At 62.9% G+C, this 21,109-nt stretch carries 24 protein-coding genes; 1 reads left to right on the top strand and 23 read right to left on the bottom strand.

Annotated elements, in window-relative coordinates; all coding sequences use genetic code 11:
• Positions 1-50: 50 nt before the first annotated feature.
• The 18 genes from bamB to trmJ form a co-directional block, all read right to left on the bottom strand.
• Positions 51-1,193 (bottom strand): outer membrane protein assembly factor BamB, encoded by a 1,143-nt coding sequence (bamB, locus tag E5221_RS05025; RefSeq protein ID WP_013971028.1) that lies wholly within the window; start codon positions 1,191-1,193, stop codon positions 51-53.
• Positions 1,194-1,832 (bottom strand): tetratricopeptide repeat protein, encoded by a 639-nt coding sequence (locus E5221_RS05020; RefSeq protein WP_013971027.1) that lies wholly within the window; start codon positions 1,830-1,832, stop codon positions 1,194-1,196.
• 39 nt (positions 1,833-1,871) lie between these two features.
• Positions 1,872-3,161 (bottom strand): histidine--tRNA ligase, encoded by a 1,290-nt coding sequence (gene hisS, locus E5221_RS05015; protein WP_061551925.1) that lies wholly within the window; start codon positions 3,159-3,161, stop codon positions 1,872-1,874.
• Positions 3,162-3,186: 25 nt separating this feature from the next.
• Entirely contained in the window at positions 3,187-4,296 is a 1,110-nt protein-coding gene (ispG, locus tag E5221_RS05010) for a flavodoxin-dependent (E)-4-hydroxy-3-methylbut-2-enyl-diphosphate synthase (RefSeq protein ID WP_003257869.1), read from the bottom strand.
• A gap of 2 nt (positions 4,297-4,298) precedes the next feature.
• Positions 4,299-5,345 (bottom strand): RodZ domain-containing protein, encoded by a 1,047-nt coding sequence (locus tag E5221_RS05005; protein WP_247846933.1) that lies wholly within the window; start codon positions 5,343-5,345, stop codon positions 4,299-4,301.
• A complete protein-coding gene (pilW, locus tag E5221_RS05000; RefSeq protein WP_247846932.1) occupies positions 5,342-6,103 on the bottom strand; it encodes a type IV pilus biogenesis/stability protein PilW in 762 nt (253 codons plus the stop codon). Before pilW ends, E5221_RS05005 begins: the two co-directional genes overlap by 4 nt.
• A 14-nt stretch (positions 6,104-6,117) precedes the next feature.
• Positions 6,118-7,263, bottom strand: coding sequence for a 23S rRNA (adenine(2503)-C(2))-methyltransferase RlmN (gene rlmN / locus E5221_RS04995; RefSeq protein WP_013971022.1), 1,146 nt, complete (start codon positions 7,261-7,263; stop codon positions 6,118-6,120).
• Between the two features lie 24 nt (positions 7,264-7,287).
• Complete coding sequence (gene ndk / locus E5221_RS04990) at positions 7,288-7,719, bottom strand: nucleoside-diphosphate kinase (protein ID WP_013971021.1); 432 nt, start codon at positions 7,717-7,719, stop codon at positions 7,288-7,290.
• An 89-nt stretch (positions 7,720-7,808) separates the two neighbouring features.
• A complete protein-coding gene (gene iscX, locus E5221_RS04985; RefSeq protein WP_003257859.1) occupies positions 7,809-8,009 on the bottom strand; it encodes a Fe-S cluster assembly protein IscX in 201 nt (66 codons plus the stop codon).
• 10 nt (positions 8,010-8,019) lie between these two features.
• Positions 8,020-8,361, bottom strand: coding sequence for an ISC system 2Fe-2S type ferredoxin (fdx, locus tag E5221_RS04980; protein ID WP_025337773.1), 342 nt, complete (start codon positions 8,359-8,361; stop codon positions 8,020-8,022).
• 3 nt (positions 8,362-8,364) lie between these two features.
• Entirely contained in the window at positions 8,365-10,227 is a 1,863-nt protein-coding gene (gene hscA / locus E5221_RS04975; RefSeq protein WP_015269013.1) for a Fe-S protein assembly chaperone HscA, read from the bottom strand.
• Between the two features lie 42 nt (positions 10,228-10,269).
• Entirely contained in the window at positions 10,270-10,791 is a 522-nt protein-coding gene (gene hscB / locus E5221_RS04970; protein WP_015269012.1) for a co-chaperone HscB, read from the bottom strand.
• Between the two features lie 8 nt (positions 10,792-10,799).
• Complete coding sequence (gene iscA / locus E5221_RS04965) at positions 10,800-11,123, bottom strand: iron-sulfur cluster assembly protein IscA (protein WP_003257854.1); 324 nt, start codon at positions 11,121-11,123, stop codon at positions 10,800-10,802.
• A 28-nt stretch (positions 11,124-11,151) separates the two neighbouring features.
• Entirely contained in the window at positions 11,152-11,538 is a 387-nt protein-coding gene (gene iscU, locus E5221_RS04960) for a Fe-S cluster assembly scaffold IscU (protein ID WP_003248539.1), read from the bottom strand.
• 46 nt (positions 11,539-11,584) lie between these two features.
• Positions 11,585-12,799, bottom strand: a complete 1,215-nt coding sequence (locus E5221_RS04955; RefSeq protein ID WP_013971017.1) for an IscS subfamily cysteine desulfurase — start codon at positions 12,797-12,799, stop codon at positions 11,585-11,587.
• A gap of 46 nt (positions 12,800-12,845) precedes the next feature.
• Positions 12,846-13,337: a Fe-S cluster assembly transcriptional regulator IscR gene (gene iscR / locus E5221_RS04950; RefSeq protein WP_008092572.1), complete on the bottom strand. Its 492-nt coding sequence runs from the start codon at positions 13,335-13,337 to the stop codon at positions 12,846-12,848.
• Positions 13,338-13,516: 179 nt separating this feature from the next.
• Positions 13,517-14,302, bottom strand: coding sequence for a serine O-acetyltransferase (cysE, locus tag E5221_RS04945; RefSeq protein ID WP_013971015.1), 786 nt, complete (start codon positions 14,300-14,302; stop codon positions 13,517-13,519).
• Between the two features lie 3 nt (positions 14,303-14,305).
• The gene (gene trmJ, locus E5221_RS04940; RefSeq protein ID WP_031325634.1) at positions 14,306-15,061 is read right to left on the bottom strand and encodes a tRNA (cytosine(32)/uridine(32)-2'-O)-methyltransferase TrmJ; all 756 of its coding nucleotides are present in this window, start codon (positions 15,059-15,061) and stop codon (positions 14,306-14,308) included.
• 151 nt (positions 15,062-15,212) lie between these two features.
• Here trmJ and suhB point away from each other — a divergent pair, with 151 nt between their 5' ends.
• Entirely contained in the window at positions 15,213-16,031 is an 819-nt protein-coding gene (gene suhB / locus E5221_RS04935) for an inositol-phosphate phosphatase (RefSeq protein WP_003257850.1), read from the top strand.
• Between the two features lie 71 nt (positions 16,032-16,102).
• Here suhB and E5221_RS04930 read toward each other — a convergent pair whose 3' ends face one another.
• The 5 genes from E5221_RS04930 to tgt form a co-directional block, all read right to left on the bottom strand.
• Positions 16,103-16,645, bottom strand: a complete 543-nt coding sequence (locus E5221_RS04930) for a glycine zipper 2TM domain-containing protein (RefSeq protein ID WP_013971012.1) — start codon at positions 16,643-16,645, stop codon at positions 16,103-16,105.
• A gap of 119 nt (positions 16,646-16,764) precedes the next feature.
• Positions 16,765-17,673 carry a protein translocase subunit SecF gene (secF, locus tag E5221_RS04925; protein WP_013971011.1) on the bottom strand — a complete coding sequence of 303 codons (909 nt, stop codon included), beginning with the start codon at positions 17,671-17,673 and terminating at the stop codon, positions 16,765-16,767.
• A gap of 10 nt (positions 17,674-17,683) precedes the next feature.
• Positions 17,684-19,546 (bottom strand): protein translocase subunit SecD, encoded by a 1,863-nt coding sequence (secD, locus tag E5221_RS04920; protein ID WP_015269010.1) that lies wholly within the window; start codon positions 19,544-19,546, stop codon positions 17,684-17,686.
• A 64-nt stretch (positions 19,547-19,610) separates the two neighbouring features.
• Positions 19,611-19,946, bottom strand: coding sequence for a preprotein translocase subunit YajC (yajC, locus tag E5221_RS04915; RefSeq protein WP_003259111.1), 336 nt, complete (start codon positions 19,944-19,946; stop codon positions 19,611-19,613).
• Positions 19,947-19,988: 42 nt separating this feature from the next.
• Positions 19,989-21,104, bottom strand: a complete 1,116-nt coding sequence (gene tgt / locus E5221_RS04910) for a tRNA guanosine(34) transglycosylase Tgt (protein WP_013971009.1) — start codon at positions 21,102-21,104, stop codon at positions 19,989-19,991.
• Positions 21,105-21,109 lie beyond the last annotated feature (5 nt).

Here is a 21,109-nt window from a genome sequence, read left to right as displayed (position 1 = left end):
GGCGTGTCCTACGCCGCGGCTTGAAGCCCGCCAAGGCTTCAAGCATAGCTTCAGCGGATGGTCAGTGCCTCGAGCTTGCCGCTGTTGCCGAAGACGTAGATGGTGTCGCCGACCACAAGTGGGCGGGCGCGCAGGCCATCACTGTCGATACGCTCACGGCCGACGAAGCGGCCATCGACCTGGCTCAGCAGGTGCAGGTAACCCTCGAAGTCGCCCACCGCCACGTAGCTGGAGAACACTTCAGGCGCGGTCAGCTGGCGGCGAGCCATGGTGTCGTTGGTCCACAGGGCGCTGGACGAGCGCTCGTCGACGCTTTCGACAGTACCGGAAGCTTCGCTGACATAGACGTTACCGTAGCCCTGGGCGACACCCACGTAGCTGGAGGCATCACGCTGCCACAGCACGCGGCCGCTTTCCAGGTCCAGGCCCGCGACGCGGCCCTGGTAGGTGCTGACGTACAGGGTACCACCCGACAGCAGCAAGCCGCCGTCGATATCGACCACGCGGTCCAGCTCGGAACGACCCTGCGGGATTGCCACACGGCTTTCCCACACCGGTACGCCGTTGTTGATGTCCACCGCCACCACCTTGCCGGTGGACAGGCCGGCGACGGCCAGGCGGTTGGTGGCGATCGGCGCGCCGGTGCCACGCAGGGTCAGCACGGCCGGGGTGTTTTCGTAGATCCAGCGGCGGTCGCCAGTGGCGGCATCCAGGCCGATCAGGCGATCGTCTTGGGTCTGCACCACCACCACATCACCGTTGTTGGCAGGCGGGGCCAGCACTTCGCTGGTCACGCGGGAGCGCCAGCGCTCCTCACCGGTGCTGGAGTCCAGGGCGATGACTTCACCCTTGAGGGTACCGATCATGACCAGGCCGTAGCCCACGCCGACAGCGCCGGAAACCGGCAGCTCGAGGTCCTTCTTCCATACCACGTCGCCGGTGATGCGGTCGAGGGCGAAGACTTCGCCGTTGACGTCGGAGGCGTAGATACGGTCGTTCTCGATGGCAGGTACGAGGGTGTTGTAGGTCTCGCCCTGGCCGTCACCGATCGAACGGCTCCACTGCTTTTTCAGCACCACTTCCTCGGTGAACTTGGTCAGCTCGGCCGGAGGCAGTTCCTTCTTGCTGTTGCTGCTGCAACCTGCGGCCAGTACGGCCAAGGTCAGCACTGCTGCATGTTTCCAACCGATCACTTACGCGTCCCCTTTGGCCAAGTCATCCAGCTTCAATTGCAGGCCACCGACCGCCGCCTCATCGGACAACGCAGCCTTGGCTTTCTCGTAAGCGCTGTGCGCGTCGTCGGCGCGACCCAGTTGCACCAGCAGGTCACCTTTCAACTCTTCGCGGCTGGCCAGGAAGGCTTTGTCGGCGTCGCCGTCGAGCAGCTTGAGGGCATCCTCGGCCTTGTTCTGGGCGGCCAGCACACGAGCCAGGCGCTGACGCGAAATCTCGCCCAGAGTGGCATCGGCCGGCTTGTCCAGCACGCTCTTCAACTCGGCAGCAGCGTCGTCGAGCTTGCCGCTCTCGACCGCGACCTTGGCAACGAACAGGCTGCCGTACTGGGCGTAGGCGGTACCACCGAACTCGCTCTTGAGCTTGCCGGCCAGTTCCGCGACCTTGGTCGCGTCAGGCTGGCCAGTCGGCGTCAGGCTGGTCTCCAGCAAGGCCTGGTACAGCTGCGAGGCACCTTGCGACTGATTGTTCTGGTACTTGTGCCAGGTATTCCAGCCCAACACCACTACGCCAGCCAGCAGGGCACCGGTCAGCAGCGGCTTGCCGTTGCGGTTCCACCAGTCCTTGACCCCTGCCAGTTCATCATCGGTACTCGACACCCCAATACTCCTTTTCGCCTATTCGCTTGTTGAACCGCGTTACGCCTGCGCGATCGCGGTTTCCAGGTGCTCAGCCAGAGCATCCCAGGCAATGTTCTGTTGTTCGCCCTGACCACGCAGGGGCTTGAAGCCGATCTCTTGCTTGGCCAGCTCGTCGTCGCCGAGGATCAGGGCGAACAGCGCGCCACTCTTGTCGGCTTTCTTGAACTGGCTCTTGAAGCTGCCACCGCCGGCGTTGACTGCCAGGCGCAGGCCCGGCAAGCGGTCGCGCAAGTTTTCGGACAGGCGCAGGCCGGCCAGCTCCGCCTGTTCGCCAAAGGCGCACAGGTAGACGTCGATCTGGCGGCTGATGGACTCGGGCACCTTGCCAAGGGTTTCCAACAGCAGGATCAGGCGCTCGATGCCCATGGCGAAACCGACGCCCGGGGTCGGCTTGCCGCCCATCTGTTCGACCAGGCCGTCATAACGGCCGCCGGCGCAGACAGTGCCCTGGGCGCCGAGCTTGTCGGTGACCCACTCGAACACGGTCTTGCTGTAGTAGTCCAGGCCACGCACCAGCTTGGTGTTGATCACGAACGGGATGCCAGCAGCGTCCAGGCGAGCCTTGAGGCCCTCGAAGTGCATGCGCGACTCTTCGTCCAGGTAGTCTTCCAGCTTCGGCGCGCCGACCAGCACCGCCTGGGTGTTCTGGTCCTTGCTGTCGAGAATGCGCAGCGGGTTGCTCTTCAGGCGGCGCTGGCTGTCTTCGTCCAGTTGCTCCAGGCGCGCCGAGAGGAACTCGACCAGCGCATCACGGTAGCGTGCACGGGCTTCGCTGGTGCCCAGGCTGTTGAGCTCCAGCTTGACCGCGTCCTGGATGCCCAGCAGGCCCCACAAGCGCCAGGTCAGCATGATCAGCTCGGCGTCGATGTCCGGGCCATCCAGGTTGAACACTTCCACGCCAATCTGGTGGAACTGGCGGTAGCGGCCCTTCTGCGGGCGCTCGTGGCGGAACATCTGGCCGATGTACCACAGTTTCTGCACCTGGCCGTTGCCGGTGATGCCATGTTCGAGCACGGCACGCACGCAGGCCGCGGTGCCTTCGGGGCGCAGGGTCAGCGAATCGCCGTTGCGGTCCTCGAAGGTGTACATCTCTTTTTCGACGATGTCGGTCACTTCACCGATGGAGCGCTTGAAAAGCTCGGTGAACTCGACGATCGGCGTGCGGATCTGGCTGTACCCGTAGGTGTCCAGCAGGCCGGCCACGGTGCCTTCGAAGTAGCGCCACAGCGGCGACTGTTCTGGCAGGATGTCGTTCATGCCACGGATGGCTTGCAGCGATTTGCTCACGAAAAGTCCTTACGAATTCTGTGTGTCAGCCACGGACGATCAGCGCCGCGTCGGCTTCGGCCTTTTCGGCCGCTTTCTGGCGGATGAGCTTTTCCAGTTCATCGACCAGGTTGTCGTTGGTCAGCTTCTGCGCCGGCTTGCCGTCGATGTAGATCAGGTTCGGCGTGCCGCCGGTCAGCCCCACATGGGCCTCCTTGGCTTCGCCCGGGCCGTTGACCACGCAACCGATCACCGCCACGTCCAGCGGCACCAGCAGGTCTTCCAGGCGCCCTTCCAGCTCGTTCATGGTCTTGACCACATCGAAGTTCTGCCGCGAGCAGCTCGGGCAGGCGATGAAGTTGATGCCACGCGAGCGCAGGTGCAGCGACTTGAGGATGTCGTAGCCGACTTTCACTTCTTCGACCGGGTCGGCCGCCAGCGAGATACGGATGGTATCGCCAATGCCTTCGGCCAGCAGCATACCGAGGCCGACAGCGGATTTCACCGTCCCCGAACGCAGGCCACCGGCTTCGGTGATGCCCAGGTGCAGCGGCTGCACGATCTGCTTGGCCAGCAGGCGGTAGGCTTCGACGGCCATGAACACATCGGATGCCTTGACGCTGACCTTGAAGTCCTGGAAGTCCAGGCGGTCGAGGTGCTCGACATGGCGCAGGGCCGACTCGACCAGCGCCGCCGGGGTCGGTTCGCCATACTTCTTCTGCAGGTCCTTTTCCAGGGAGCCGGCGTTGACGCCGATACGGATCGGGATGCCCCGGTCGCGGGCGGCATCGACCACCGCGCGTACACGGTCTTCACGGCCGATGTTGCCCGGGTTGATGCGCAGGCAGTCGACGCCCAGTTCGGCCACGCGCAGGGCGATCTTGTAGTCGAAGTGGATGTCGGCAACCAGCGGCACGCTGACCTGCTGCTTGATACGGCCGAACGCCTCTGCAGCGTCCATGTCCGGCACCGAGACGCGCACGATGTCCACGCCGGCATCGACCAGGCGCTGGATTTGCGCCACGGTGGCGGCCACATCGTTGGTGTCGGTGTTGGTCATGCTCTGCACCGCGATGGGGGCATCACCACCCACCGGTACATTGCCGACCCAGATTTTGCGGGATTCGCGACGTTTGATCGGAGATTCGCCGTGCATGATTACTGTCCCAACTTCAGGCGAGCGGTCTCGCCACTGGTGAACGGGGTAACATCGACGGCCTGGCCGTTGTAGCTGACCTGGGCGCCACGGGCAAAGCCCAGGCGTACCGAGAACGGCGGCTTGCCGGTCAGCTCGAGGTTGTCCCCCTTGCGCTTGATGGCGCTGAACAGCACCTTGCCGTTGCCGTCGGTGACCTGGGTCCAGCAATCGGCGACGAACTGGATGGCGACCTTGGCGCTGCCAGCCGGCACTGCGGCGGCGGCAGGCTCGGCAGCGGCCACGGCCGCTACAGGTGTAGCAGGTGCAACAGCCGCCGGGGCCGGGGCAACCGGTGCTACCGGCGCAGGCGCGGCAGCAGGTGCGCTGGCGATCGCTGGCGCAGGCGCCTGCTGGGCCGGTGTCGGTACTACGGCAGCGGTATCGGCAGGTGCCGGGCTTGCCGGTGCCGGTACGGCGGCGGCAGGCTGCTCGGCTGCGCCCTGCTCAAGCGGCAGCGGCGCACTCTCAGGCTGCTGGCCAGCGGAAACAGCCTGGTCTTCAGGCTCATCGAGCGGGTGAATCTGGGTGGTGCCGTCGGCGCTTTCGACTTCGACGTGCTCCAGGGCAATCTTGGCCAGCTCCTTGCCACGCAGGCTGCCCTGGTCCTGCCACCAGACGAAGCCGCCGCCGACCACTGCCACCAGCAGCAGCAGGCTGACGCCACGCAGAATGTTGTGCGACAGGCGCACGGGCTCTTCGATACGGCCCAGCGAGTGCACATCGCTGCCTTTGGCGTGGGTGCCGGTGTAACGGTCGAAGGCGTCCACCAGGGCAGCCTGGTCCAGGTCCATCAGCTTGGCATAGGCGCGGATATAACCACGGGCGAAGGTATGCCCCGGCAGCTTGTCGAAGGCGCCGGTTTCCACGTGGTTCAACGAACTGACAGTGAGGTTGAGCTTGCGGGCCACCTCGGCTTGTGACCAGTCCCGGTTCTCACGGGCCTGACGCAAAAGCTCACCGGGGTTCTGGCCAGGCGCTACTGCTACTTCGGGATGCGCGGCTTTCATCGTTGCTCCGACAGGTATTGCTGATATTCCGGCGTACCGGGATAAAGTCGTTGTAATTGCTGGCCCAGCTCGGCCAGTGTGCCTTGCTCGTCGAATACCCTGGCAAGGCGGCTGCCCAGCAGCAGGCTACGGGCATCGTGGTCGCTCAACTGGCTGAAACGATCGTAGTAGTCCTGGGCCGGCACATAATGCCTGTTTTCGTAGGACAACTCAGCCATTTCCAGCAACGCTTTCGGTTGCCGCTGGTTGAGTTGCAAAGCTTTCAGCAGATACGTATGCGCCTGGTCGCGGCGCTCGAGCTTCAGGGCGGTCAGGCCCAGGTTCTCGTAAACGCGTGAGCGCTCAGGATACAGGGTATCGGCGCTGGCAAGGCGAAACATCTGCTCGGCCTCGGCAAATCGGCCCTGAGCATAAAGGAAACTGCCGTAATTGTTGCGAATTCGCGTGTCGCCGGTGCGTGCCTTCAGCGCCTTGCGGAAGTGCGTTTCAGCCAGCGCAGGTTCGCCTTCGGCCTGAAAGACCAGCGCCAGCGCGGCGTGCGCATCGGCATCACCACCATCCAGGGCCAGGGCCTTGCCCAGCGGCGCCTTGGCCTGCTCGGTCAAACCCTGTTGCAAATAACCCAGCCCAAGCTGCACATAGGCCCGCCCCGCCTCTGCCCTGCCCTGGCGGCTGGCCAGGGGGTCGCCCGCGCCGCCCGACACGCAGCCGGCCAGCAGCGAAAGCGCAAGGATCGACAGCGCGGCGCGCAGGCTCATGGGCAAGGTCCCGGTCAGTGGCTGGCAGGGCTGTCTTGCAGCTCGGCGTCCGCGGACAGCTGGCGCACAGCGATGTAGCGCTCGCTGCGGCGGGTGCGGTCGTTGACCTGGCCGACCAGCTGACCACAGGCAGCGTCGATGTCATCACCACGGGTGGTGCGGGTGGTGACGTTGAAGCCACCATGGTGCAACAGATCCTGGAAGCGGCGAATGGCGTTGTTGCTCGGCCGCTCGTAGCCCGAGTGCGGGAACGGGTTGAACGGGATCAGGTTGATCTTGCAGGGTACGTCGCGCAGCAGCTCGATCATTTGCGCAGCATGCTCAGGCTGGTCGTTGACGTCCTTGAGCAGGGTGTACTCGATGGTCAGCACGCGCTTGCCACCCAGGGTGGACATGTAGCCCATGCACGATTCCAGCAGCATCTTCAGCGGGTACTTCTTGTTGATCGGTACCAGCTTGTTGCGCAGTTCGTCGTTCGGTGCGTGCAGCGACAGGGCCAGCGACACGTCGATGTGCTTGGCCAGCTCGTCGATCATCGGCACCACGCCCGAGGTGGACAGGGTGACGCGACGCTTGGAAATGCCATAGCCCAGATCTTCCATCATGATCTTCATGGCGGCGATGACATTGTCGAAATTCAGCAGGGGTTCGCCCATGCCCATCATGACCACGTTGGTAATGGCGCGGTCGATCTTGGCCGGAACGGTCCCGAAGGATTTGTTGGCAAGCCACACCTGGCCGATCACTTCGGCGGCGGTGAGGTTGCTGTTGAAGCCTTGCTTGCCGGTGGAGCAGAAGCTGCAGTCCAGGGCACAGCCGGCTTGCGACGACACGCACAGGGTGCCGCGATCGTCGGTGGGGATGTAGACGGTCTCGACGCAGCTGCCGGAGGCAACGCGGACCACCCACTTGCGGGTACCGTCGGCGGAAATGTCTTCACTGACCACTTCCGGGCCCCGAATCTCGGCAACGGCCTCGAGCTTTTCGCGCAAGGCCTTGCCGACATTGGTCATGGCGGCGAAATCGTCGACGCCATAGTGGTGAATCCATTTCATGACCTGACCGGCACGAAAACGCTTCTCTCCGATCGACTCGAAGAATTTTTCCATTTCCTGCAGGGTCAGGCCCAACAGGTTGATCTTGCCAGTCATGTCACTCATGGAATCACCCAAGACCTGCTTCGCTTAGCGAATGCGGTCGCACAGCTCGGTAGCGGAGAAGAAGTAAGCGATTTCGCGGGCAGCCGAAGCTTCCGAGTCGGAACCGTGAACAGCGTTTTCGTCGATGGAAACGGCGAAGTCAGCACGGATGGTGCCGGCAGCAGCTTCTTTCGGGTTGGTGGCGCCCATCAGCTCGCGGTTGGCCAGAACGGCGTTTTCGCCTTCCAGAACCTGAACGATGACCGGGCCGGAAGTCATGAAGGCAACCAGATCACCGAAGAAGCCGCGCTCTTTGTGTTCGGCGTAGAAGCCTTCGGCTTCGGCCTTGGACAGCTGCTTCATTTTCGAAGCGACGACGCGCAGGCCGGCTTTCTCGAAACGAGTGGTGATCTCGCCGATGACGTTCTTGGCAACGGCGTCAGGCTTGATGATGGAGAAAGTACGTTGAACAGCCATGGAAAACTCCAGAAAAATGAGTGTTGCGAAAAATTAAACCCGCGAATTATACGCGGGTTCCAGGGGATTGCCTAACCTGCAGGACGCGTTCAGTCGGCTTCTTCGATCCAGGCCGCCTGGATGGCCTCGAGCACTTTCTCACCGCCGCGTGACGGATCGTCGCTGAATTCTGGCAAGGCCAGCACCCAGCGGTGCAGATCGACGAAATTCACATAACGAGGATCGACTTCCGGCTTGCTTTCTGCAAGCTGGATGGCGATCTCAAGTACATCAATCCATTTCAGGCTCATGGGGTAAACCTCAGTGCGGCGCTTCGGCGGCGTGGTTGAGCGAATACTTGGGGATCTCGATGACCAGGTCCTGGTCAGCGACAACCACCTGGCAGCCGAGGCGCGATTGAGCCTCCAGGCCCCAGGCCTTGTCCAGCATGTCCTCTTCCAGTTCGTCGGCTTCTTCGAGCGAGTCGAAGCCCTTGCGCACGATGCAGTGGCAAGTGGTGCAGGCCTTGACGCCGCCGCAGGCGCTTTCCATCTCGATGTGATGGTCGTGGGCCAGCTCCAGGATGTTGGTCCCGGGCTCGACTTCCACGGTCAGCCCTTCGGGGCAGAACTTCTCGTGCGGCAGGAATGTCACCAGCGGCATCGGTTACTCCTCGATTTCATTCAGGTTGCGCCCGGCCAGTGCGGCTTTGACCGTCGAATCAAGGCGACGGGCGGCAAATGCGTCGGTCACCTGCGACAGACGCTTGGTCTGTTGCTCGATGGCTGCGCCATCGGTGCCGGCCAGCAAATCACGTAGTTCTTGCATCTGGAATTCGATGGCGTCGCGCTCGTCACTGCTGAGCAGGCGCTCACCGTCGGCGTCCAGGGCGCCCTGTACCGCTTCGAGCAGGCGCTCGCCGTCCACCTGGTGCTCGCGCAGCTGGCGGGCCTGCTTGTCGGAACCTGCGTGTTCGAAGGAGTCCTTGAGCATGCGGGCGATTTCGCCGTCGGTCAGGCCATAGGACGGCTTGACCTGGATGCTGGCTTCCACGCCCGAGCCCAGCTCGCGTGCGGCGACGCTGAGCAGGCCATCGGCGTCGACCTGGAAGGTGACGCGGATCTTTGCCGCACCGGCGACCATGGCCGGGATGCCACGCAACTCGAAGCGCGCCAGCGAACGGCAATCGCTGATCAGCTCACGTTCGCCCTGCAGCACGTGGATCATCATGGCCGACTGGCCATCTTTATAGGTGGTGAACTCCTGGGCACGCGCCACCGGGATGGTGGTGTTGCGCGGGATCACCTTCTCCATCAGCCCGCCCATGGTCTCAAGGCCCAGCGACAGCGGGATGACATCCAACAGCAGCAGTTCGCCACCTTCGCGGCGGTTGCCGGCCAAGGTATCGGCCTGGATGGCGGCACCGATGGCCACCACCTGGTCGGGGTCGATCGAGGTCAGTGGGGTGCGGCCGAACAGTGCTCCGACGGCTTCACGCACACGCGGTACGCGGGTCGAACCACCGACCATGACCACGGCACTGACTTCTTCCAGCTCGATACCGCTGTCACGCACGGCGCGGCGGCAGGCCTTGAGGCTGCGGGCGACCATGGGCTCGATCATGGCTTCGAAACCGGCGCGGCTCAACTCGCCCTGCCAGGTGCCATGGCTGACGCTGACCACGTCGGCGTCGGTCAGGGCTTCCTTCGCGGCGCAGGCGGTCTGCAACAGTGCGCGCTGGGTGGCCGGGTCCAGGTCGGATGACAGCCCGGCCTGCTCGATGATCCAGCCAGCGATGGCGTGGTCGAAGTCGTCACCGCCCAAGGCGGTATCGCCACCGGTGGCCAGCACTTCGAATACGCCGGCAGTCAGGCGCAGGATGGAAATGTCGAAGGTACCGCCGCCCAGGTCATAGATGGCCACCACGCCTTCGGCGTTCTGGTCCAGGCCATAGGCCACGGCAGCGGCGGTCGGCTCGTTGAGCAGGCGCAGCACGTTCAGGCCAGCCAGGCGCGCAGCGTCCTTGGTGGCCTGGCGCTGGGCATCGTCGAAATAGGCCGGCACGGTGATAACCGCGCCCACCAGCTCACCACCAAGGGTGGCTTCGGCACGCTCGCGCAGCACCTTGAGGATATCGGCGGACACTTCCACCGGGCTTTTCGGCCCCTGCACGGTGTCGATGAACGGCATGTGCGACTCACCGCCAACGAAGCGGTACGGCAGCTGCTCGCCCAGTTGCTTGACGTCGGCCAGGCCGCGCCCCATCAGGCGCTTGACCGACAGCACGGTGTTCAGCGGGTCGCTGGAAGCGGCATCGCGTGCAGCCTGCCCCACTTCGTTGCGCCCTTCGAGGTAGCGCACCGCGGACGGCAGAATGACATTGCCCTGCGCGTCGGGCAGGGGCTCGCTACGGCCGCTGCGCAGTGCGGCGACCAGGGAGTTGGTGGTACCCAGGTCGATCCCCACCGCCAGGCGGCGCTGATGCGGCTGAGGGCTTTGACCGGGTTCGGCAATCTGCAGTAGGGCCATGCTTATCTGAATACCTTAGGTGCTATCACGGGCAGCACCGGGTTAATCGTCGAGGCGCTCTTCCAGTTGGCGCACTTCTTGGGCGAGCTTGTCGAGGAACTGCATGCGGCGCATCAGGCGTTCGGCCTTGTCGCGCTCGCCTGGGGCGTCCCAGCAGGCGGCAAAGTCCTCGTTCAGCGTGTCCTGGGCGACCTTCAGGCGCTTCTTGAACACGGCCACGCCATCGAGGTCGGCTTCGTCCTGCAGTTCTTCGAGCTCTTCACGCCACTGCATCTGCTGCAACAGGAAGTCAGGGTCGTGGACCGTGACCTCCTGAGGCACTTCGTGGCCGCCGATGGCCAGCAGGTAGCGGGCGCGACGCGGCGCACTGCGCAGTGTCTGGTAGGCGTCGTTGAGGGCCGCGGACTTTTCCAGCGCCACGCGCTGCTCGCGCTCGGAGGCGTCGGCAAAGCGGTCGGGATGGACTTCGCGGGCCAGCTCGCGATAACGAGTGGCCAGCTTGTCGAGATCCAGGCGGAAGCTTGGCTGGAGGTCAAACAATGCGAAATGACAAGGAGTACCCACAGCCAGCCTCAAACGTTGAAGCTTTCGCCGCAGCCACACTCACCGCGCACGTTGGGGTTGTTGAACTTGAAGCCTTCGTTCAACCCTTCCTTGACGAAGTCCAGCTCGGTGCCATCGAGGTAGACCAGGCTCTTGGGATCGATGATCACCTTGACGCCATGGTTCTCGAACACCTGGTCCTCGTCCGCCAGCTCGTCGACGAACTCCAGCACGTAGGCCAGGCCCGAGCAACCGGTGGTGCGCACGCCCAGGCGAATGCCTTCGCCCTTGCCGCGCCCTTCCAGGGAACGCCGCACGTGGTTGGCGGCGGCTTCTGTCATGCTGATAGCCATCAGGACTCCTTACCTCGCAACAGGCGACTTAGATCAAGCCTTTCTTCTGCTTGTAATCGCGAACGGCTGCCTTGATGGCATCTTCGGCGAGTACCGAGCAGTGGATCTTGACCGGCGGCAACGCCAGTTCTTCGGCCAGCTGGGTGTTCTTGATGGTTTCGGCTTCGTCCAGGGTCTTGCCCTTCATCCACTCGGTGGCGAGGGAGCTGGAAGCGATGGCCGAACCGCAGCCATAGGTCTTGAACTTGGCGTCTTCGATCACGCCCTGCTCGTTGACCTTAATCTGCAGGCGCATCACGTCACCGCAGGCCGGGGCGCCGACCATGCCGGTACCGACGTCCGGGTCTTCGGCGTTCATCTTGCCGACGTTGCGCGGGTTTTCGTAGTGGTCGATGACCTTTTCACTGTATGCCATGGTGCAATTCCTTCCTCATCAGGGAGCCGCTCTTGCTGGCGACTGCTTAGTGGGCGGCCCACTCGATCTTGGAGATGTCAACGCCGTCTTTGTACATGTCCCACAGCGGCGACAGCTCACGCAGTTTGTTCACGGCCTCGCAGACTTTCTGCGCGGCGTAGTCGACTTCTTCTTCGGTGGTGAAGCGGCCGAAGGAGAAGCGGATCGAGCTGTGCGCCAGCTCGTCATTGCGGCCCAGGGCGCGCAATACGTAGGACGGCTCAAGCGACGCGGAGGTGCAGGCCGAACCGGACGATACGGCGATGTCCTTCAGCGACATCAGCAGCGATTCGCCTTCGACGTAGTTGAAGCTCAGGTTCAGGTTATGCGGTACGCGGGCAGTCTTGCTGCCGTTGACGTATAGCTCTTCGAGGTCCGAGACCTGCTTGAAGAAGCGGTCGCTCAGGGCCTTGATGCGTACGTTTTCCGCGGCCATTTCCTGTTTGGCGATGGCGAAGGCTTCGCCCATGCCGACGATCTGGTGGGTCGGCAGGGTGCCCGAACGCATGCCGCGCTCATGGCCACCGCCGTGAATGATGGCTTCCAGGCGTACGCGAGGCTTGCGGCTGACGTACAGCGCGCCGATGCCTTTCGGGCCGTAGACCTTGTGCGCCGAGAACGACATCAGGTCGACCTTCAGCTTTTGCAGGTCGATTTCGACCTTGCCGGCCGATTGCGCGGCGTCAACGTGGAACAGCACGCCGCGCGAGCGGGTCAGTTCACCGATGGCGGCGATATCGTTGATCGAGCCGACTTCGTTGTTCACGTGCATCAGCGAAACCAGGATGGTGTCGTCGCGCAGCGCCGCCTCGACCATGGCCGGGGTGACGATGCCGTCTTCGCCTGGCTCGAGGTAGGTGACTTCGAAACCTTCACGCTCCAGCTGGCGAGCGGTATCCAGGACCGCCTTGTGCTCGATCTTGGAGGTGATGATGTGCTTGCCCTTGGTCTGATAGAAGTGCGCGACGCCCTTGAGTGCGAGGTTGTCGGACTCGGTGGCACCGCTGGTCCAGACGATTTCGCGCGGATCGGCGTTGATCAGTTCGGCAACCTGGCGGCGACCGTTCTCGACCGCTTCCTCGGCTTTCCAGCCAAAGACGTGGGAGCGCGAAGCCGGGTTACCGAAGTTCCCGTCGACCAGCAGGCAGTCGGCCATCTTCTGGGCCACGCGTGGGTCGACCGGGGTGGTCGCGGAGTAATCGAGGTAGATCGGCAACTTCATTTGTCTCTCCTATCAGGCGGTGGCGTCGCTCGTCGTCCCGGTGGGATCAATCGACGGCGGACGTCTCAATCTTGTCCAGCTGGGCGGTTCGGCCTGCGACACGACGCAGGTCCTGGCGCTGGGCGACTTCCTGCACCTCACGGCGCATGACGAGGTCGGCCAGGCTTATACCGCTGAGGAATTCATGGATCTGCTGGCTGAGGTCGCACCACAGGTGGTGGGTCAGGCAGGTATCACCGGCATGGCAGTCCCCGAGGCCCTGACAACGGGTGGCATCGACCGATTCGTTGACCGCATCGATGACCTGGGCCACCTGGATGGTTTCCATGCCCCGCGACAGCTGGTAGCCACCGCCTGGACCACGCACGCTGGAGACCAGGCTGCTGCGGCGCAGCTTGGCGAACAGCTGTTCCAGATAAGAGAGGGAAATGCCCTGGCGCTCGGAAATGTCGGCCAAAGACACCGGCCCATGCTGCGCGTGCAACGCCAGGTCGAGCATGGCGGTCACGGCGTATCGGCCTTTGGTAGTCAGTCGCATGGCTATTGGGTACCACGGGAGTTACAGGATGTGAGCGAGTATGCGATTCCCGAGCATTTAAGTCAACTATTAGACCTAGTGCTTTAGTCGGGTTTGCATCGGGGAGGCGGGCGCGATTGTAGCAGACAGGGGGCGTGAGCACACGCCCCGTATGTCACCATGATTTCAGCGCGGCGTAATCAATGCGACTGAGTGTCGCGCTGAGCCACCTGGGCAACTTCCTTGAAGTCATCTTCCGGCAGGGCTGGCAGTTCCTTGGCGCAGTAATCACTGCCCATCTTGGTCAGGGCGCCGCACATGCCCTCCAGCCGTTCGTCAACTGCCTGCAGGTGGTCGAGCATCTGGCCGATGGCACGGGCCACCGGGTCGGGCATGTCGCCACTGACGCCATAGGCATCGAAGCCGATCTTCTCAGCCATGGCCTTACGCTTGGCCTCGACCTCGTTGTCTTCGCTCTTGACGATGATTCGCCCGGGGATACCAACCGCCGTAGCCCCTGCCGGCACGGCTTTGGTCACCACCGCATTGGAACCGATCTTGGCCCCGGCGCCGACGGTGAACGGGCCCAGCACCTTGGCCCCCGCCCCTACCACCACACCGTTTTCCAGGGTGGGGTGTCGCTTGCCTTTGTTCCAGCTGGTGCCGCCCAGGGTTACGCCCTGGTAAAGGGTGACATCGTCGCCGATCTCGGCGGTTTCGCCGATGACGATGCCCATGCCGTGGTCGATGAAGAAGCGCCGTCCGATGGTGGCGCCGGGGTGGATCTCGATGCCGGTCAGCCAGCGGCCGAAGTTCGATACCAGGCGGGCCAGCCACTTGAAATCACGCTTCCACAGGGCATTGCCCAGGCGGTGCAGCCAGATGGCGTGCATGCCCGGGTAGCAGGTCAGCACCTCAAAGGCGTTGCGCGCAGCCGGGTCACGGTGGAATACGCTTTGAATATCTTCACGCAGGCGTTCGAACATCTGTCAGTCCTTCCGTTTATGCGGCTCGCCCCGGACCACTTTCTGGGTCTCGGTGAGGATGCCGCGCAAAATGCTCATTTCCGAACGCTCGACCGCCACCCGCCCATACAGCCGGCGCAGGCGCGGCATCAGGTGCTTGGGCTTTTCGGGGTCGAGAAAGCCGATACCGACCAGGGTCTTCTCCAGGTGGTCGTAGAACAGCTCCATTTCGTCCATCGTCGCCAGCTCGCTGGCGTCAACCTTCTCGACTTTGCCCGGCGCTGCACCGGCGGCAAGCCAGGCCATGCGCACCTCGTAGGAGAGCACCTGGACAGCGGCGGCCAGGTTCAGCGAGCTGAAGTCGGGGTTGGAGGGAATGTGCACGTGGAAGTGACATCGCTGCAGTTCTTCGTTGGTCAGGCCGGCATGTTCACGCCCGAAAACCAGGGCGATTTCCTCGCCACCGTTGGCATGCTCCACCGCCTTGGCCCCGCACTCGCGCGGGCCGATCAGCGGCCAGGGGATGCTCCGCTCGCGGGCGCTGGTGCCCATTACCAGGTTGCAGCCGACCAACGCCTGCTCGAGGCTGTCGACCACCTGGGCATTGTCCAGCACATCGTCGGCACCCGAGGCTCGGGCACTGGCATCCACGGCGGGGAACTCTTTCGGCTGCACCAGCACCAGACGCGACAAGCCCATGTTTTTCATGGCACGTGCAGCGCCGCCGATGTTGCCGGGGTGGCTGGTATTGACCAGAACAACACGAATATTTTGCAGCAAGGTGTTGTGCTCACAGATGCAGGAATCAGGGCCTTCGATCTTACAGAACCGACAGACGTAACGCCATGAAAGCAAATGTGACACTTCTGCCGCCAAAGTTTTCTGCTAGAATGATCGGCTTTCTTCTTTAACATCTCCAGGTGACCCGCCCATGCAGCCTATGCTGAATATCGCCCTGCGCGCCGCTCGCAGCGCCAGTGAACTGATTTTCCGCTCCATCGAACGCCTGGATAGCATCAAGGTCGATGAGAAAGAGGCCAAGGACTACGTCTCCGAAGTCGATCGCGCCGCCGAGCAGAGCATCGTCAACGCCCTGCGCAAGGCCTACCCGAACCACTCCATCCAGGGCGAGGAAACCGGCCTGCACGCGGGTAGCGGCGAAGAAGGCAAGGATTACCTGTGGATCATCGACCCGCTGGACGGCACCACCAACTTCCTGCGTGGCATCCCGCACTTCGCGGTCAGCATCGCCTGCAAATACCGTGGCCGCCTTGAGCACGCCGTGATCGTCGACCCGGTTCGCCAGGAAGAATTCACTGCCAGCCGCGGCCGTGGCGCCCAGCTCAATGGTCGCCGCCTGCGTGTCAGCTCGCGCACCAGCCTGGAAGGCGCCCTGCTGGGTACCGGCTTCCCGTTCCGTGACAGCCAGATGGCCGACTTGGACAACTACCTGGGCATGTTCCGCGCCCTGACTGGCCAGACCGCCGGTATCCGCCGCGCCGGCTCCGCCAGCCTGGACCTGGCCTACGTGGCCGCCGGCCGTTTCGACGCTTTCTGGGAGTCGGGCCTGTCCGAATGGGACATGGCGGCCGGCGTGCTGCTGATCCAGGAAGCGGGCGGCCTGGTGAGCGACTTCAACGGCGGCCATGACTTCCTCGAGAAGGGCCATATCGTTGCGGGCAACATCAAGTGCTTCAAGGCCGTGCTGACCGCTATCCAGCCGCACCTGCCAGAGAACATGAAGCGCTAAGCGCGGATTGCCGGCAAACAAAAAAGCACCCCTCGGGGTGCTTTTTTTATGCCTGTCGAAGCCATGCGGCCTTACTGGCCGGCTTCACTCAGGATCAGCTTGCCATTCTTGTCCAGTGGAATGGTCGAACCGGGCTCGTGATCCATCTTCACCTGCCCGACCTTGTCGCCGATGGTGTACTTCACGTTGTAGCCCACCACCTTCTCACTGATATCGTTGACCGTATTGCAGCGGGTTTGCGTGGTGGTGTAGGTGTCACGCTCCTGCATGCCCTCCTGCACCTTGTTACCGGCATAACCACCACCGACCGCACCGGCCACGGTGGCGATCTTCTTGCCGCTACCACCACCAATCTGGTTACCCAGCAGGCCACCGGCAATGGCGCCCACCACGGTACCGGCGATCTGGTGTTGGTCCTTGACCGGCGCCTGCCGCGTCACGGCGACGTCCTTGCAGACCTCACGGGGGGTTTTTACCTGTTGTTTGATCGGTTGCACGTCGGTGACCTGCGCATACTCAGGCCCCTTGTTGACCAAGCTGTAGGTCGCGACAGCACCTCCGGCAGTCACACCGACAGCACCCAGTACCGCACCCACAAGCATTGATTTGTTCACATGAACCTCCTGATCATCACCCGCGGGTCCGACCCGCCTTCTCCCAGCCTTGGAGTAAAAAAAAAGGCGCGAGTTCAACACTCGCGCCTTTTTGGCCGCCAAACGGCGTGGAGCACGCCTTACGGACGGTCGTCCACACCGTCGGTCTTGGCCGGCGGGATCAGGTCTTCACTGCTCAGGTTCAGCCAGATCAGTACCACGTTGGCGATATAGATCGACGAATAGGTACCGGCCATGACGCCGATGAACAGGGCCAGCGAGAAGCCGAACAGGTTGTCGCCACCGAAGAACAGCAGCGCGGCAATGGCCAGCAAGGTCGAAACCGAGGTGGCGATGGTCCGCAGCAGGGTCTGGGTGGTGGAAACGTTGATGTTCTCGATGAGAGAGGCCTTGCGCATGACGCGGAAGTTCTCGCGCACCCGGTCGAACACGACGATGGTGTCGTTCAGCGAGTAGCCGATGATCGCCAGTACCGCCGCCAGCACCGTCAGGTCGAAGGTGATCTGGAAGAACGACAGGATACCCAGGGTCACCACCACGTCGTGGATCAGCGAGACGATCGCGCCCACGGCGAACTTCCACTGGAAGCGGAAGGCCAGGTAGATAAGGATGCCGCCCAGTGCCAGGAGCATGCCCATGCCACCCTGGTCGCGCAGCTCCTCACCCACCTGCGGGCCTACGAACTCGACACGCTTGACCTTGGCCGGGTTGTCGCCACCGGCCTTCTGCAGGGCTTCAGCAACCTTGTTGCCCAGCTGTGGGTCATCACCCGGCATGCGCACCAGCAGGTCGGTGGTGGCGCCGAAGCTCTGCACCACCGCCTCGTGAAAGCCGGAATTGACCAGCTCGGCACGCACCGCCTTGAGGTCGGCCGGGCGCTCGTAGGTCAGCTCGATCAGCGTACCGCCGGTGAAGTCCAGGCCGAAGTTCAGGCCCTTCTGCCACCAGCTGAACAGCGCCAGCACGGTGAGGAGCACGGTAACGGCGAACGCGACATTGCGCACGCCCATGAAGTTGATGGTTTTCATCGCAGCTCCCTCAAACCCACAGCTTCTTGATGTCACGCCCGCCGCAGGTCAGGTTGACCATTGCACGGGTCACCATGACGGCGGTGAACATCGAGGTGAAAATCCCGAGGGACATGGTGACCGCAAAGCCCTTGACCGGGCCGGTACCCATGGCGAACAGGATGCCGCCGACCAGCAGGCTGGTCAGGTTGGCGTCGATGATCGCGGTGTAGGCGCGGTTGAAGCCTTCATGAATGGCGCGTTGCACCGACATGCCGGCGTTCAGCTCTTCGCGAATACGCGAGAAGATCAGCACGTTGGCGTCCACCGCCATACCCATGGTCAACACGATACCGGCAATACCCGGCAGGGTCAGGGTGGCGCCCAACAGCGACATCAGTGCCAGCAGCAGGACCATGTTGCCTGCCAGGGCGATGGTGGCGATCACACCGAAGGCGCGGTAGATGGCGATGATGAACAGCGAGACGAACAGCATGCCCCACAGCGACGCATCGATACCCTTGGTGATGTTGTCGGCACCCAGGCTTGGGCCGATGGTACGCTCTTCTGCAAAGTACATCGGCGCAGCCAGGCCACCGGCACGCAGCAGCAGGGCCAGTTCGGACGATTCGCCCTGGCCGTTCAGGCCGGTGATGCGGAACTGGCTGCCCAGCGGCGACTGGATGGTCGCCAGGCTGATGATCTTCTTCTCTTCCTGGAAGCTCTGTACGGCAACGTCCTTCTCGACGCCGTCGACGGTCTGCTTGACGTAGCGGGTGACCGGCTTCTGCTCGATGAAGATCACCGCCATGCTGCGGCCGACGTTGCTGCGGGTAGCGCGGGTCATCAGCTCGCCACCGTGGCCATCCAGGCGGATGTTCACCTGCGGGCGACCTTGTTCGTCGAAGCTGGCCTGGGCGTCGGTTACCTGGTCACCAGTGATGATCAGGCCGCGCTCGACCGCGGCGGAACGGCCGCCTTCACGGAACTCGAACACCTCGGTGGTGGCCTTGGATGCGCCTGGCTCGGCACCGAAGCGGAACTCCAGGTTGGCGGTTTTACCCAGGATACGCTTGGCTTCGGCAGTGTCCTGCACGCCTGGCAGCTCGACCACGATGCGGTTGGCGCCCTGGCGCTGTACCAGCGGCTCGGCCACACCCAGCTCGTTGACCCGGTTGCGGACGGTGGTGAGGTTCTGCTTGATCGAGTATTCGCGGATCTCGGCGACTTTCGCCTGGGTCAGCGCCAGACGCAGCACGGCGAGCTCGTTGCGCTCGGTGGTGGTCAGGTCGAAGTCATTGAAATTCTTGCGGATCAGGACACGAGCCTGTTCGCGGGTAGCATCGTCAGCGAAGCCCAGCATGATGCCGCCATCCTGCTGCGGCAGGCTGCGGTAGCGGACGCGCTCTTTGCGCAGCAAGGTCTTGACCTCGCCTTCGTAGACTTTCATGCGGGCGTTCATGGCCTTGTCCATGTCCACTTCCAGCAGGAAGTGCACACCACCGGACAGGTCCAGGCCCAGCTTCATCGGGCTTGCGCCCAGGTTGCGCAGCCATTGCGGGGTAGTCTGGGCCAGGTTCAGGGCCACGACGTAATCATCGCCCAGTGCCTTGCGCACTACATCCTTGGCTGGTAGCTGGTCTTCCTGATTGGTCAGGCGGATCAGCCCGCTGCCCTTCTCACCCAGGCTCACGCCCTTGACGGCGATCTTGGCATCGCCCAGCGCCTTGCTGACGCGGTCGAGGTCGGCCTGGTTCACCTGCAGCGCCGAACTGGCACCACTGATCTGTACCGCCGGATCATCCGGGTAGAGGTTGGGAGCGGAATAAATAAAACCGATCGCCAGTACCAGCACGATCAGTGCGTATTTCCACAGAGGGTATTTGTTCAGCATCACGCCGCCCGTTCAAGACGCGGGGCGCTTTGCGCGCCCCGACTGGAAAAATGAAACCGGTAACTCAGATAGCCTTGAGCGTACCTTTTGGCAGGGTGGCCGCGATGGCACCCTTCTGGAACTTCAGCTCGACGTTGTCGGAAACTTCCAGGACCACGAAATCATCGGAAACCTTGACGATCTTGCCAGCGATGCCGCCGTTGGTGACAACTTCGTCACCCTTCTGCAAGTTGCTCAGCAGGTTCTTCTGCTCTTTTGCACGCTTGGCCTGCGGGCGCCAGATCATCAGGTAGAAGATGACCAGGAAACCGACCAGGAAAATCCATTCGAAGCCGGTACCGGCTGGGCCGGCGGCAGGTGCAGCGGCGTCCGCGTAAGCGGCGGGGATCAAGAAGCTCATTGGGCACTCCTAATGTAATTTTCTAATAATGGATGCAGACAGTCAGTCCAAAGGCGGCACAGGAAGCCCGCGCTTGGCGTAGAAGGCGTCGACAAAGGCGGCCAATTTACCTTGTTGAATAGCCTCGCGTAAACCGGCCATCAAGCGCTGGTAATGGCGCAAGTTGTGGATGGTATTCAGCATGCTGCTCAGCATTTCGCCGCACTTGTCCAGGTGATGGAGATAGGCGCGGGAGAAGTTGGTGCAGGTGTAGCAGTCACAGGTCGGATCCAGCGGCGAATCATCGTGGCGATGGAACGCATTGCGAATCTTGATCACCCCTGTATCGACGAACAGATGACCGTTGCGCGCGTTACGCGTCGGCATCACGCAGTCGAACATGTCGACGCCGCGGCGCACACCCTCAACGAGATCTTCCGGTTTGCCTACCCCCATAAGGTAACGAGGTTTGTCAGCAGGCATCTGGCCCGGCAGGTAATCCAGCACCTTGATCATTTCGTGCTTGGGCTCGCCCACCGACAGGCCACCGATGGCCAGGCCGTCGAAGCCGATGTTTTCCAGGCCTTCCAGCGAGCGCATGCGCAGGTCCTGGTACATGCCGCCCTGGACGATACCGAACAGCGCCGCAGTGTTGTCGGCGTGGGCGTTCTTCGAGCGCTGGGCCCAGCGCAAAGACAGCTCCATGGACGCGCGCGCCACATCGTGCTCGGCCGGATACGGGGTGCACTCGTCGAAGATCATCACCACGTCCGAGCCCAGGTCACGCTGCACCTGCATCGACTCTTCCGGGCCCATGAACACCTTGGCGCCATCGACCGGCGAGGCGAAGGTCACGCCCTCTTCCTTGATCTTGCGCATGGCGCCCAGGCTGAACACCTGGAAGCCACCGGAGTCGGTAAGGATCGGGCCTTTCCACTGCATGAAGTCGTGCAGGCCGTTGTGCTTCTTGATCACCTCGGTGCCCGGGCGCAGCCACAGGTGGAAGGTGTTGCCCAGAATCATCTCGGCGCCGATGGCTTCGATGTCGCGTGGCAGCATGCCCTTGACCGTGCCATAGGTGCCCACCGGCATGAATGCCGGGGTCTCCACGGTGCCACGTGGGAAAGTGATGCGGCCACGACGGGCCTTGCCGTCGGTGGCCAGCAGTTCGAAGGACATTCGAC

The organism is Pseudomonas sp. A2 (assembly GCF_023100865.1).
Taxonomy (GTDB): Bacteria; Pseudomonadota; Gammaproteobacteria; order Pseudomonadales; family Pseudomonadaceae; genus Aquipseudomonas; species Aquipseudomonas asiatica.
The sequence above is the reverse complement of the archived record's forward strand: the minus strand, read 5'-3'. Positions and strand labels throughout refer to the sequence as shown.